Annotated in this window: 12 protein-coding genes; 1 reads left to right on the top strand and 11 read right to left on the bottom strand. The window is 66.2% G+C overall.

The window, feature by feature from the left end:
* Position 1: 1 nt before the first annotated feature.
* The 8 genes from AC07XP_RS00310 to AC07XP_RS00275 form a co-directional block, all read right to left on the bottom strand.
* The gene (locus AC07XP_RS00310) at positions 2-1,396 is read right to left on the bottom strand and encodes an FAD-binding oxidoreductase (protein WP_495263427.1); all 1,395 of its coding nucleotides are present in this window, start codon (positions 1,394-1,396) and stop codon (positions 2-4) included.
* Positions 1,393-2,379, bottom strand: a complete 987-nt coding sequence (locus AC07XP_RS00305; RefSeq protein WP_495263426.1) for a tripartite tricarboxylate transporter substrate-binding protein — start codon at positions 2,377-2,379, stop codon at positions 1,393-1,395. Before AC07XP_RS00305 ends, AC07XP_RS00310 begins: the two co-directional genes overlap by 4 nt.
* Before the next feature lie 70 nt (positions 2,380-2,449).
* Positions 2,450-3,643: an amino acid aminotransferase gene (locus tag AC07XP_RS00300; protein WP_495263425.1), complete on the bottom strand. Its 1,194-nt coding sequence runs from the start codon at positions 3,641-3,643 to the stop codon at positions 2,450-2,452.
* A gap of 21 nt (positions 3,644-3,664) precedes the next feature.
* Complete coding sequence (locus AC07XP_RS00295; protein WP_495263424.1) at positions 3,665-4,576, bottom strand: fumarylacetoacetate hydrolase family protein; 912 nt, start codon at positions 4,574-4,576, stop codon at positions 3,665-3,667.
* A 109-nt stretch (positions 4,577-4,685) separates the two neighbouring features.
* Positions 4,686-5,807, bottom strand: coding sequence for a cupin domain-containing protein (locus AC07XP_RS00290; RefSeq protein ID WP_495263423.1), 1,122 nt, complete (start codon positions 5,805-5,807; stop codon positions 4,686-4,688).
* 40 nt (positions 5,808-5,847) lie between these two features.
* Positions 5,848-7,062, bottom strand: coding sequence for a kynureninase (kynU, locus tag AC07XP_RS00285; protein WP_495263579.1), 1,215 nt, complete (start codon positions 7,060-7,062; stop codon positions 5,848-5,850).
* An 18-nt stretch (positions 7,063-7,080) separates the two neighbouring features.
* Positions 7,081-8,022, bottom strand: a complete 942-nt coding sequence (locus tag AC07XP_RS00280) for a tryptophan 2,3-dioxygenase (protein ID WP_495263422.1) — start codon at positions 8,020-8,022, stop codon at positions 7,081-7,083.
* On the bottom strand, positions 8,019-8,858 hold the full coding sequence (locus AC07XP_RS00275) for an alpha/beta hydrolase (RefSeq protein ID WP_495263421.1): 840 nt from the start codon (positions 8,856-8,858) through the stop codon (positions 8,019-8,021). The genes AC07XP_RS00280 and AC07XP_RS00275 overlap by 4 nt, the downstream gene beginning before the upstream one ends.
* 153 nt (positions 8,859-9,011) lie before the next feature.
* On the opposite strand from AC07XP_RS00275, the gene AC07XP_RS00270 reads away from it, so the two are divergent.
* The gene (locus tag AC07XP_RS00270) at positions 9,012-9,503 is read left to right on the top strand and encodes an Lrp/AsnC family transcriptional regulator (RefSeq protein ID WP_495263420.1); all 492 of its coding nucleotides are present in this window, start codon (positions 9,012-9,014) and stop codon (positions 9,501-9,503) included.
* A gap of 110 nt (positions 9,504-9,613) precedes the next feature.
* Here AC07XP_RS00270 and AC07XP_RS00265 read toward each other — a convergent pair whose 3' ends face one another.
* The 3 genes from AC07XP_RS00265 to AC07XP_RS00255 all read right to left on the bottom strand — a co-directional run bounded on the left by AC07XP_RS00265 (position 9,614) and on the right by AC07XP_RS00255 (position 13,336).
* Positions 9,614-9,850 carry a hypothetical protein gene (locus AC07XP_RS00265; RefSeq protein ID WP_495263419.1) on the bottom strand — a complete coding sequence of 79 codons (237 nt, stop codon included), beginning with the start codon at positions 9,848-9,850 and terminating at the stop codon, positions 9,614-9,616.
* Between the two features lie 360 nt (positions 9,851-10,210).
* Positions 10,211-11,824 (bottom strand): GMC family oxidoreductase, encoded by a 1,614-nt coding sequence (locus AC07XP_RS00260; protein WP_495263418.1) that lies wholly within the window; start codon positions 11,822-11,824, stop codon positions 10,211-10,213.
* A gap of 39 nt (positions 11,825-11,863) precedes the next feature.
* Positions 11,864-13,336, bottom strand: a complete 1,473-nt coding sequence (locus AC07XP_RS00255; protein ID WP_495263417.1) for an aldehyde dehydrogenase — start codon at positions 13,334-13,336, stop codon at positions 11,864-11,866.
* Positions 13,337-13,341 lie beyond the last annotated feature (5 nt).

The following is a 13,341-nucleotide window of genomic DNA, read 5'->3' as shown; positions in this document are numbered from 1 at the left end:
GTCAATGCGCGGCGTCGACCGTCGTGCCCACGACCCGCCCGGGATTGAGAAGCCCCAGGGGATCGAGCGACTGCTTGAGCCGCCGCATCAGGTCGATCTCTTGCGTCGTTCGCGTGACGGAGAGCCACGGCCGCTTCGCCATGCCGATGCCGTGTTCGGCGGACACCGCACCGCGGCAGCGCGCCAGCGGTTCGTAGACGAGCGCTTCGACGATCCGCTGGATGCCGGGCTCGTGCGAAGCGGGTGCCACGGAGACATGCAGGTTGCCGTCCCCGATGTGCCCGAAGACCCAGCAGCGTCCACCCGCCCAGCGGCGCCGTACCTCGGCCTGCAGCTGGCGGACGTAGGCCTCCATCTCCACGATGGGCAGCGACACGTCGAAATGAAAGACCGGGGAGAAAGCGTGCAGCGCCTCGACGCTGTCGCGAATGCGCCAGAACGCATCGCGCTGCTCGACGCTCTGGGCGATGGCGGCATCGGCCGCCCAGCCCGCCGTCATGGCGGCCTCCAGTGCATCGGCAAAGCGCGCGGCGTCCGATTCGCCCGCGGACCCATCGCACTCGACCAGCACGCAGAGCGCAGGCTCGCGCGCGAAGGGCGAGCGCCCCTTTGCCGGCGAGGTCGTGACCAGGTGGAAGTAGTCTTGCCACATCACCTCGAAAGCGGCCAGGTCCCCGGCCAGATGGCGTCCCATGTGCTGGAGCAGGCGCTGCACGCTGTCAAAGTCGTCGCACGCGACCAGGGCCGTGCATCGGCTGGTCGGCATTTCGTGCAGACGTAGCACGGCGCGCGTGACGACGCCCAGTGTTCCTTCGCTGCCGATGAACAACTGCTTGAGGTCATAGCCGGTGTTGTTCTTCAGCATGGCGTTCATCGACGAGATCACCGTGCCGTCGGCCAGCACCGCTTCGAGCCCGAGCACCGAAGCGCGCGTCATGCCGTAGCGGATGACGCGGGTGCCTCCGGCATTGGTGGCGATGCTCCCGCCGACGGTCGCGCTGCCGCGCGCGCCGAAGTCGACCCCGTAGCACAGACCTTCTTCTTGCACGGCTTCCTGCAGTACCTGAAGTACCACACCCGCCTGCACGGTGACGGTGCGCCCGACGGCATCGATCCCTTCGATGCGGTTCATGCGTTCGGTTGAGAGCACCAGCTCGCCCGGCCCGGCCTCGCAGCCGCGGACCAGCCCGGTGCGCCCGCCCTGGGTGACGACGGGTTGCCGCGCGTCCTTGCACAGGGCCAGCACGGCCGAGACTTCCTGCGTGCTGCGTGGGCGGACGATGGCCAGGGCCGCGACGTCGACGCCCGTCAGCACACCGGCTTCGCCCGTCACCGCGCGCAACTCTTGCAGCAGCGCGCCTGGCGCCGCCTGCGATCCTGATGCGCCTGTCGTCATTGCGGAACGTAGCCGGCGTTGCGAACCATCACCGACCACGACCGGGTCGTCGCCGCCATGCGCTGCGCCAGCTCGGCCGGCGTGCTGGCGCTGGGAACGATGCCCAGCTTGTTGAGCTTGTCGGCGAAGCTCGCGGAATCGACGATGCGTACGATGGCCGCGTTGTAGCGCTGCACCAGTTCGCGCGGCGTTCCCGTCGGCGCGAACATGGCGGTGAAGATCACTTCCTCGTAGCCCTCGATACCCAGCTCGGCATAGGTCGGCACCTCCGGCAGCAGGGGAAGCCGCTTCGTGCCGTTGACTGCGACGATCCGGATCTTTCCGGTCTTCGCGTGCTGCAGCATGGTCCCGACCGAGCCGATGCCGCCAGACAGTTGCGCGCCGACCAGGTCCAGCGCGATGGGACTGTCGCCGCGGTAAGGCACCGACTGCAAAGGGGCGCCCAAGGCCCGGCCGACGAGGCCCACCGCGAAGTCGGGTGCGCTGGCCTGTGCCGGCACACCGACATTGCCCTGGCCCGGGTGCGTCTTCGCCCACTGGGCGTATTCGCGCAGGCCGGCATTCGCAACGTCCACCGCCGTGGTGCTGATGGCGAAGACGTCGGGGTTGATCGCGACCAGCCCCACCGGTGCGAAGTCCTTGACCGGGTCGAAGCCCGGCTTGCGCATGGTCAGCGGAATCATCGACACGGTGTTGCTGTTGGCCAGGTAGAGCGTGGCCCCGTCCGCCGCGGCAGCCTTCAGCGCCAGCGCCGCCACCTGCCCGCCGGCCCCCGCACGGTTCTCCACGATCACGCTGCGCCCCAGTTCGCGCTGCATTCCCTCCGCCAGGACACGGGCGATGGCGTCGGTGCTGCCGCCGGCGGCATAGCCGACAAGCACCCTGATCGGCCCCTCCTCCGCAGCCGATGGCTGCGCCACGCACGCGCAGCCGATCAGCAGCACCGTTTGGAAGAAACCGAAAACAATCTGCCTGGTTCTCATGATGAAGACTCCTTCGAAGGGTATGAAGCGTGGGGAAGAAGAAAGAGGAAGCGCCTCGAACGGCACGACCTCAGCCGATGACGCGCGCGATCGCATCGGCCACGCGATCCACGTTGCCGCCGTTCAGGCCCGACAGGCACATTCGCCCGGAGCGCACCAGGTAGACCGCGTGCGACTCCCGCAACGCATCCACCTGCGCGGGCGAGAGGCCCGTGAAACTGAACATGCCGCGTTGGCGCAGCAGGTAGCCGGCGTCGTACCCGGGAAGACGCTGGCGCAGCGCCTCATGCAGTGCGACGCGCATGGCGTTCGTGCGAAGGCGCATGCCTTCGACCTCGCGCGCCCATGCCTCGCGCAAGGCGGCGTCGTTCAGCACCTCGGTCACCAGCCGTCCGGCGTGCATCGGCGGGCTGGAATAGTTCTGTCGAACGATCGCCTTCAGCTGCCCTAGGACGAGCGTCGCCTGCGCGGCATCGGGGCAGACCACGCTGAGCGCACCGCAGCGCTCGCCGTACACGCCCATGTTCTTGGAAAAGGAATTCGCGACCAGCAGGCCGAGCCCCGCATCCGCCAGAAGGCGGACGGGTGCCGCATCGGCCTCCAGCCCTTCGCAGAAGCCCTGGTAGGCCAGGTCGACGAAAGGGATCAACGCGCGCTTGGCCATCAACGCCGCGAGCTGCTTCCACTCGACGGCAGTCATGTCGACACCGGTCGGGTTATGGCCGCAAGCATGGAGCAGCACCACGCTGTGCGCGGGCAGTGTGCCGACGGCCTCGCACATGGCGTCAAAGCGCAGGCGCCCTGTGCCGTGGTCGAAATACGGGTACGCACACACCGCCAATCCGGCGCTCTTGAAGACGGCGCGGTGGTTCTCCCAGGTCGGGTCGCTCACCCAGACTCCGCTGCCAGGAAAGGCCTGCCGAAGAAGCTCGGCGCCGACGCGCAGCGCGCCACAGGAGCCGACCGTCTGGAGCGTGGCAATGCGGCCCGAAGCGACGGCCTCATGGCCGTGCCCGAACAGCAGCGCGCGCACGGCCTGCGAGAAATCCGGCTGACCCTCGATGAGCAGGTAGGGCTTCGCCCCTCCGCGCGCGGCCATTCTTCGCTCGGCTTCGCGCACGGCATCGAGCACCGGCAGCGCTCCGGTTTCGTCGAAGTACATACCGATCGACAGGTTGACCTTGTGCGTCCTGGCGTCGCGCATGAACGCCTCGTTGAGCGCCAGGATCGGATCGTCGGGACTGGCTGCGAGGTGGCTGAACATGGGGCGTGCCTCGTTGCAGGCTCAGACAGCGACCACGGGATGGCGCAACGTGCCGATGCCTTCAACACCGGCCTCCACCACATCGCCCGGCCACAGCCATTCCTGTGGCGTGCGGCCCGCGCCCACACCCTCGGGCGTGCCCGTGGCGATGATGTCGCCGGGCTCCAGCGAGATGCCCGCGCTGATGTCTGCGATCAGGTGTGGCACATCGAACAGCAGATGGCGCGTGTTGGACGACTGCTTCATCTGGCCGTTGACGGTGAGCCAGAGGTTCAGGCCGTGCGGGTCAGGGATCTCGTCAGCGGTGACGATGCAGGGACCGAACGGACCGTAGGTGTCCTGCCCCTTCGAATAGATCCATTGCCCCGCGCGGCGGCAGTCGCGGGCGCTCACGTCGATCATCACGCTGTAGCCGAAGACATGCGACAGCGCCGCCTCTTTGGTCACGCGGCTGGCGCGCGTGCCCACGACCACCGCGAGCTCGACCTCCCAGTCGAGCTGTTGCGTCAGCCTGGCGTTGTGCGCAATCGCTTCGCCGGGGCCGATCACCGTGGTCGGCGGCTTGGAGAAGATGACCGGCTGCCTTGGCAATTCCTTAGCGGTGTCGAGCGTGCGGCTCGATTCGGCCACGTGCTCCACGTAGTTGAGCCCGATACCAAAGATGTTCTTGCGCGGCCTGGGAATCGGCGCCAGTAGGCGCACGTTGGCCAGCGGCTGCGCCGATGCAAGGGGCCATCGCCCGGCGTGCTCCTTCACCAGTGTGCTGGCAACGCGAACGGCGTGCGGCCCCAGGTCGATGAAGGCCAGCATGTCGTCGGGCAAGGCCACGCCGGCGGCGGCGCCCAGCGTGGCAAGGTCGACGACCTGTTCGTCCACCAACGCGCCCAGTCGGGCGGCGGTAGCAGGATGGGCGCGGTAAGTGACGAGACGCATGGATCGGATCTCCGAGAGAAAAAAGACGGCAAGGCACCTCCCCGCGCTCGGCGAGGAGCGCATGCGGACGGGACGGTGGAGAAAAGAAAAAAAAGCGCGCGGCGCGCGGTCAGCCCACGGGCTGGTGGCCTGCGTTCTCGGCCAGCGCCTCTTCGCGATACAGGCCCAGCGACTGCATCACCGGCAGGTCGCTGAAGCAGAACAGGCAGGCGTCTTCGGTCGCAGAGACGTTGGCATGCTCATGGAACATCCACGACGGCACGCAGAAGATGTCGCGCTCCTGCCAGTCGAAGCGCTGGCCATTGACGACACTGAAGCCGCGGCCCTTGGCCACCTGGTACAGGAAGCTGCCGGTGTGGCGATGGGCTTTCGTGTGCTCGCCGGGACGCAGCAGCTGCATGCTAGCGCCGATGGTAGGCATCACCGGGCCGCCGGTCACGGGGTTGACGTAGTGCATGAGGATGCCGTCGAACGGGCTGCCGTCGCTCACTCTTGCGCGCTTGCGCAGCGCCTCGTAGGTGGGACCCCACTCGTACTTGAACAGCGGCGAGTAGTTCTTCTGCCAGGCCACGTCGTGCGGCCGCAGGGCCACGCCGCCCCAGGTGGCGGTGGCGTCGTCGACCGCGTGCGTCACGGCCTGCGACAGGTCGGGATGCACCACGTAGAAGCCCGCTTCCAGCGCGTTGATCAGCGGAATGTCGAGCCCGTCCTGCCAGATGCAGGTGGTGCCTTCGGCACCGACACCGTGTTCGTGCCAGGTGCCGTTGGGCGTGAGCACGAAGTCGTTGGCACCGAGCGTCATCTTGTGGCCGTCGACGACGGTGTAGGCCCCCGTGCCCTCCATGATGAAGCGCAGCGCCGACGCGGAATGCGCATGTGCGGAGGCGGCTTCGCCCGGGTGCATGACCTGCAGGCCCGAATAGAGCCAGCCGACGGCCGCCGCCACGTCGCGGCGGCCCGGGTTGTTCAGGTAGATCACGCGGCGGCCGGCCTTCTCCGGTGTCACCAGGTCGATCGAACGCAGCACGTGCGCACGCAGGTCGCGGTAGCGCCAGAGCACCGGCACCGAAGCCGATTGCGGCTGCCAGGGTTCGATCTTGTTGGCCACCGTCCACAGCGCGCCGGTGTCGAGCCGTTCCAGCTCGTCGTAGTACGCCAGCAGCTGCGGTGTGTCGGCCACGTCGGCCCGGCCGGCCACGCTTTCGCGAAAAGCATCATGAACTTTGACCATGGGGTGTCTCTCTTTGTTCTGGCAACGGGAAGGGAAGGCGTCAGGTGAAGGCGTGCCGGACCCGGTGCGCGTCGCTGTTCCACGATGCATCGCGCATGATCTGGTCGATGGCATCGATCAACGCCTGCACGTCGTCGAAGGTGTTGTAGAGCGGCGCGAAGCCGAAGCGCATGAAGTCCGGCATGCGGAAGTCGCCGATCAGCTGGCGCTGCGCGAGCGCCTGCATCACGCCATAGCCCTCGGGATGCCGCAGCGAGACATGGCTACCGCGCTGCTGCCTGTCGCGGGGCGAAGCAAGCGTGAAGCCATGGCGGGCCAGCCGGGTGTCCACGCCGTGGATGAAGGCATCGGTGAGCGCCAGGCTCTGCGCCTGCAGCGCTTCCATCGACGTGCCGTCGAAGGCATCGAGCGCCGCATGCAGTGCCGTCAACGCCAGCACCGGGCTGGTGCCGCACTGGAACCGGTCCACGCCCGGTGCCGGGGCATAGCCGGGCGAGAACTCGAACGGCCGCGCGTGGCCGAACCAGCCCGCCAGCGGCTGGTCGCAGGCCGCCTGGTGGCGATGCGCCACATACAGGTAGCCCGGTGCGCCCGGCCCGCCGTTCAGGTACTTGTAGCCGCAGCCCACGGCGAAGTCCGCGCCGCTGGCGTCCAGTGCGCAGGGCACCGCACCCGCGGTGTGCGAAAGGTCCCAGACCATCAGGGCGCCCACCGCGTGGGCGGCCTTGTTGTATCGCCCCATGTCGTGGACCTGCGCCGTGCGGTAGTCCACGTGGGTCAGCACGACCGCCGCGACGTCCGCATCCAGGCTGGACGGAATGTCCGCCGCGCGCACCTGCTGCACGCCCAGACCGAACTGCCGGGCGACCTCGTCGATGATGTACAGGTCGGTCGGGAACGAGTCCACATCGGTGACGATGCGCGTGCGGCCGGCACGCAGCCGCACCGCGCTGACGAGCACCTTGTAGAGGTTGACCGACGTCGAATCGCAGGCAATGACCTGTCCGGGCTCGGCGCCGACCAGGCGGGCGATCTTGTCGCCCGCGCGCTGCGCCAGCGTGCGCCAGCCCGCGCCGTTCCACGAACGGATGAGACCGTCCGCCCATTCGTGCAACACCGCGTTGGAGACCGCCTGTGCGACGGCGCTGGGCATCAGCCCCAGCGAATTGCCGTCGAAGTAGCGCAGCCCCGGCGGCATGTGGAAGCGGTGCCTGAAGCGGCCGGGCGCCGCCTCTGCCAAAGAGCCCGGATGCATGTCGATGACGCTCACGACTCAGGCCCCCATCACGGTGCGGATGGCCCAGAGCTCGGGAAAGAACCGGTGCTCCACCACGTGCTTGAGCCAGCCGACGCCGGCCGACCCGCCGGTGCCGGGCTTGAAGCCCAGGATGCGCTCCACCGACGTGAAATGCTTGAAGCGGAACTGCGAGAACAGGTCGGCGATTTCGATCAGCGTTTCGCCCAGCTGATAGAGCGGGTTCTCCGGCCAGGGCTGCGCATACACCGCGAGCCAGGCCTGCTCGACCGCGGGGTTGGACTGGTAGGTTTCGCTCCAGTCGCGCTGGAGCGCGCGCTCGGGCACCGCGAAACCGCGCCGGTGCAGCAAGGCCAGTGCCTCGTCGTAGAGGCTCGGGGACTCGAGCGACTGCAGCAGGTACGGATAGACGTCGGGATTGTTCTCGTGCGCCTGCGCCAGCCTGCGCGACTTGTTGCCCAGCACGAACTCGACATGGCGGTACATGTATGACTGCTGTCCCGAGGAAACGCCCAGGCAGTCCCTGAACTCGTTGAAGCCGCTGGTGGTGATGGTCGACAGCACGTCCCAGGTCTTGGTGAGGTACTCGAACAGGCGCTTGATGCGCGGCGCCAGCGCCAGCGCGCCCGCCAGGTCGTCGTCGCGCAGGCGCAGCTGCATGTTGAAGGCTTCGTAGTGGATGGCCTTGAAGATCAGCTCCTTGCACTGCGTCATCAGGATGAAGACCATCTCGTCGTGCCCCTCGCTGCGCATGTGCTGCGTGCTGAGCAGCAGGTCGTTGCGGTGGTAGTCGATGAACGGATTGCTCTTGCCGGCGAACTCGATCATCGGCTGACCGTCGGTGGCCTTGACGGCCTCGTCGCGGCTGTCGTGGGTGGAGATGTCCACCGCCCGGACGAGCGACAGCTCCAGGGCCGGGTCTCTCACCGTCGGGATGACACGGGGTGTTGGCTTTCTCATGGGGTTCCTCGCAGCAGTTGGAAGGTGTCGCGGCCCAGGCGGGTGGCCGGATCGCACAGGTCGAAAACAATGTCGAAGTGGTTGCGGCCCGCGACTTCGTAGACGCTCGCCGGGCGGCCGTTTGCGCCGATGCGGGCGGCGTAGTCACGGCTCTGGCGCTTGAATGCGTCGGTCTCGTTTTCTCCCCAGCAGACGACGGCGGGCACCTGCGCCGTCACCGGCAGGAACAACGGACTCAGCCGCAGTGCCGCCGGCGCATCGAGCCCCAGCTTGTCGTTGATGTAGGTGCCGACCAGGGGCTGCAGGTCGTACACGCCCGACAGCAGGACGGCACCCTGGAGCGGCGCGTCGATGTCGTCCAGCGCCGCCAGCAGCGTCGCCGCCAGGTGCGCGCCAGCCGAGCTCCCGGCGATCACGATGCGGGCACCGGGATGCCGGCGCCGGTAGAAGGCGCAAAGCGTGCGCACCGCCCGAATGCACTGCCCGACGATGGTCCCCAGCGATGCATGCGGCGCCAGCGTGTAATCGATCGCGGCATAGGAGATGCCTTCGTCCACGCATTGCAGGGCGGGAAAACATGAAACCCGCGCGGACAATTCCTGCCAATAACCGCCGTGAATGAATACCAGCAATGGCGGTGATGCTGCAGGTTTCGCCTCGAAAAAAATGGCTTTTTCACCCGGCGAATCGCCATAGCCAATTTCAAGTGAAGGATGCCGTTTCGACGCGAGCACACTGAGGCTTTCGTATTCGGCAATTGTTTTTGCAAAATCCGGCGCCACGGAGCTTGGCGAATACGCTTTCGCCCTGGCTTCTGAATTGATTGAATCCTGCATTCGTGGTGCTCTTTGAATGCATGAATTATGGTTAATTCATTCTGAAAATTCTTGCCTGTATGGCCACCTCAAAGACCGCGAAAAGGCATGAATTTTCTCTGTCCATTGATAAACTGGAAAAACATCCCCATCCAGAGAATCACGGAGCAAAACATGAGCGAAACAGCGCTGACAACGGTCGACCTTGCCCTGCTGGCGCAGCTTCAGCAGAACCCGCGCATCTCGATGGCCGAGCTGGCGGAGAAAACGAACAGCTCCGTCTCTCCCTGCTGGCGGCGCGTGAAACGCCTGGAAGAGACGAAGGTCATTGAAGGCTATGGAATTTCACTGAACCGGAAAGCGCTGGGCTTCGGCATCGAGGCTTTTGTCTTCGTGAAGATCACCTCGCATTCGGAAGAACAGGCGGTCCAATTCGAAACGGCGTTGAAACCGGTCAGGAATATTCTTTCCTGTCATATTCTTTCCGGGCAGGACGACTACCTGCTGCGCGTCGTGGCCCGCGACATCGACGACTTCGCGGAATTCGGACGCAAGGTGCTCGCGGTCTTGCCGCATGTGCGCGAGGTGCGCAGTGCCTTCGTGCTGCACACGATCAAGAGTTCGTCGCACCTTCCCTTCGACGCACCGGGCGCCAGCGGCGGCTGAACCGGCCATGGCCCCACGGTCTCATCCCACGACTTCAGATGCCCAGCGTCCGCGTTCGGGATTCAGCATATTCAGTCAGTCGCTGAGCGTTGCCATACGCACGTTGCGCTTCACGCAGCAGTCCTTGTTTTGCCCGAACGCTTCAGGGCCTTCTTGACACCAGCCTCCTTCGGCAACCGAGGCGTCAGGTCCAGTACGCGCGCCATGGCCCGCGCGTCTCCGCCGAGCCTCTGCTGCGCGAGCTGCGCCGCTTCCGTCAGCATTTCTTGGAGCTGATGCCGGCCCATTGACTCGCCAGTGTCTGGATGGTCCCACCGCTTGTCTGGGTTGGCCATCATGCGCAGCATCAGGGATCTGAAGCGCACGGTCGCTGACAGCCAACGAATGACTGCTTCCGAGGCAGGCAGTCATTTGGGCTCAAGATCTGAGCGGCTGCAATCAGTCTGGAACGGGCGTACGCGAAGGACAGCTATGCAGCGGTTGCTGCCGGTCGCAACCGCATCGCGATTGACCGCTCCCCGCCCCGGAGCAGTCAACCAGGCACCAGCGCTTTCACCGATCCAGTGGCCAATTTCGGAGGTACAACCGCCCGTCCTGTCCAAACGCCCCTGGCGAAGATCACATCAGCGCCGCCGATGTGCAGGCGGCCAACAGACGACACCGACGGGCAAGAAAGAACCCAGTTCTCGGCAGTTCGGGATCTGGCGTCAACGTCCCTCTGTCGCACGGATCATGTCGGCGCCTTTTTCCCCAATCATGATCGCAGGCGCGTTCGTGTTGGAAGAGGTTATTCGAGGCATGACGGAGGCATCCACGACGCGCAGTCCATCGATGCCGCGCACTCGCAGTTCGTGATCCAGTACAGCCATGCCGTCGTTGCCCATCGCACAGGTGCCCACCGGGTGGTAGACGGACTGAGCCGAGTCGCGGATGAAATCCTCCCACTCGCTGTCCGACTGGACTGCATTTCCCGGCGCGTGTTCGCGCTGGATGAACCGCGAGAGCGGTTCAGTCTCGAAGGTCTTGCGTATCCAGCGAAGTCCCTCGCGCATCACCTGCAGATCCTCTGTGTTGTCCAGGTAGTTGGCGTGGATCCGCGGGTAATCGCGCGGATTGGCGCTGGCCAGGCGAATGCGCCCGCGGGCCCGGGGACGCAGCAAACTGCACGAGGCGTTGATGCCCGGGAAGCTGTCCAGCGCGATGTCGCCCTTCTTGCTGATGTTCAGGCTCATCGGCCGGAAGCTGACCTCCACGTCGGGTCGGGTGGCCTGTGGCCCGACGCGGGCAAACGCAGTCGCCTGGACCGCGCCGATGTTCAGGTAGCCGCTGCGGTTCGCGAAGTACTTCATCGCCTCGACGTACAGGTTCGGCCCCGAGAGCTTGTGGTTCAGGGAGATGGACTTCTCGCACTTCGCCACGTAGTACACGTACAGGTGGTCCTGGAGGTTCTCGCCCACGCCCGGCAAGTCCAGCGCAACGTCGATGCCGTGCTCGCGCAGATGTGCCGCCGGGCCGATGCCCGAGAGCATGAGAAGCTGCGGTGAATTGATCACGCCGCCGCACAGGATGACCTCGCACCGGGCGGTGGCAACCTTGCTGACGCCGCGCTGTGAATAGCTCACGCCTGTGGCGCGCTTGCCTTCGAGCACCACTTTTTCGGCGAGCGCTTCGACGGCGACGTGCAAGTTGGCACGCCCGCGCACCGGATGCAGGAAGGCGACGGAGGTCGAGCTTCTGCGGCCATCGCGCACGGTGACCTGCGCCCGCCCAACGCCTTCCTGCACGCCGTCGTTGAAATCCTTGCGCAAGGGCGAGCCGGTGTTGATCGCCGACTCGATGAAGAGCCGCCCAGCGGGGTCGTCGATGACCGGGTCGGTCACGGCCAGCGGGCCGCCGGCACCATGCAGTGCACTGGCGCCGTGCTGCTGATCTTCGCTCTTGCGAAAGTACGGCACCACGTCATCCCACCCCCAGCCCGGATTGCCCAGGCGCGCCCACTGGTCGTAGTCTTCCGGATGGCCGCGCAGATAGACCATGCCGTTGATCGAGCTCGATCCGCCCAGTGTCCTGCCGCGCGGCCAGTAGATCTTCCGGCCGCGCAGGTTCGGTTCGGGCTCGGTGAAGTAGCCCCAGTTGACGGCGCTGGGCCGGAAGACCTTGGTCGTCCCGGCGGGGATCTTCATCCACATGCTGCGGTCTTCGGGGCCGGCTTCGAGCAGCAGCACCGTTTTCGAAGCGTCTTCGGAAAGCCGGTTGGCGAGCACGCAGCCCGCCGATCCCGCGCCGACGATGATGTAGTCGTACTGTTCTGTCTGTGTCATGAGAGGCGTTGTTCCTGATGGCTTGGGGCTGGGCTGGCACTAGATGCGCATCACGAACGGATTCGCGGTCGGCGCGTCGTAGTTGAGCCACACGCTCTTCGTCTGCAGGTAGCCTTCGATGGCCTCCAGGCCGTTCTCGCGCCCCAGCCCGCTGCGCTTGAAGCCGCCAAACGGCATGTGCACGCCCAGCGCCCGGTAGGTGTTGATCCAGACCGTCCCGGCCTCCAGTGCGTTGGCCATCCGGAACGCCCGGCCCATGTTCTGGGTCCAGACACCCGAAGCCAGGCCGTAGAAGGTGTCGTTGGCGATCTCCAGCGCCTCGCGCTCGTCCTTGAAGGTGAGGATCGACAGCACGGGCCCGAAGACCTCCTCGCGCGCGATGCGCATGCCGTTGTGGATGCGGGTGAAGATCGTCGGCTCGACGAACAGGCCGCCGAGCTCTGCGCTCGGGCGTCCGCCCAGCACGCAGTGGCCGCCTTCGTTCTTCGCGATCTCGATGTACTTCAGGATCTTGTCGTACTGAGGCCGGGTCGCGATCGGACCGATCTGGGTGTCAGGCAGGTTCGGATCGCCCAGGCGCGCGACCTTGGCGACCGCCACCAGCCGCTCGACGAATGCGTCGTGGATGCTCTCCTGCACGAGCAGGCGCGAGCCCGCGATGCAGGTCTGGCCCGCGGCCCCGAAGATGCCCGCGACTGCGCCGTTCACCGCATCATCCAGGTTGGCATCGTCGAAGACGATGTTGGGCGACTTTCCACCCAGCTCCATCGTCACGCTCTTGAAATCGCGCGCGGCCAATTCGTTGACGCGCTGACCGGCCGCCTCGCCGCCGGTGAAGGCGATCTTGGCCGTCATTGCATGCGTCACCAGCGCTTCGCCCAGGTCGGCACCCAGGCCGGTCACGATGTTCACGACACCCGGCGGGAAGCCGGCCTGCTCGAACAATCGACCGAGCTCCAGCGAAGAGGCCGAGGTGTACTCGGACGGCTTGACAACGACCGTGCAGCCGGCGGCCAGCGCGGGAAAGGCCTTCGACGCGAGCAGAGCCAGTGGCGAATTCCACGGCGCGATGCAGACGACGACCCCCACGGGCTCGCGGCGCGTGTAGGTGAACATGCCGCTGCGATCGGGCGGCGGCACGCTGCCCTCCACCTTGTCCGCCAGACCCGCGTAGTAGTGCGCCATGTGCGCCACCGCGTTCAGCTGCGCGCGCATCTCGGCGAAGAGCTTGCCGTTGTCGCGGACCTCGGTGCGCGCCAGCGCCTCGGCCTCGCCGGCGATCAGGTCGCCCAGCCGGCGCAGGAGCGCGCCGCGTCCGCTGGCGGTGAGCGACCCCCACGGGCCCTGCTTCAAGGCCCGGTGGGCCGCGCGCACGGCGGCATCCGCATCGTCGGGCGCCGCCTTGGGAATGCGGGCCCAGGGCTTGCCTGTGTAGGGATTTTCAGTGTCGAGCGTCTGACCGGAACGGGCGTCCAGCCATTGCCCGTCGATGAGCATCTTGTAGTCGTGCATGGTTC

Source organism: Variovorax sp. GW531-E2, assembly GCF_059423125.1.
This window is presented reverse-complemented; position numbering and strand designations above follow the sequence as displayed.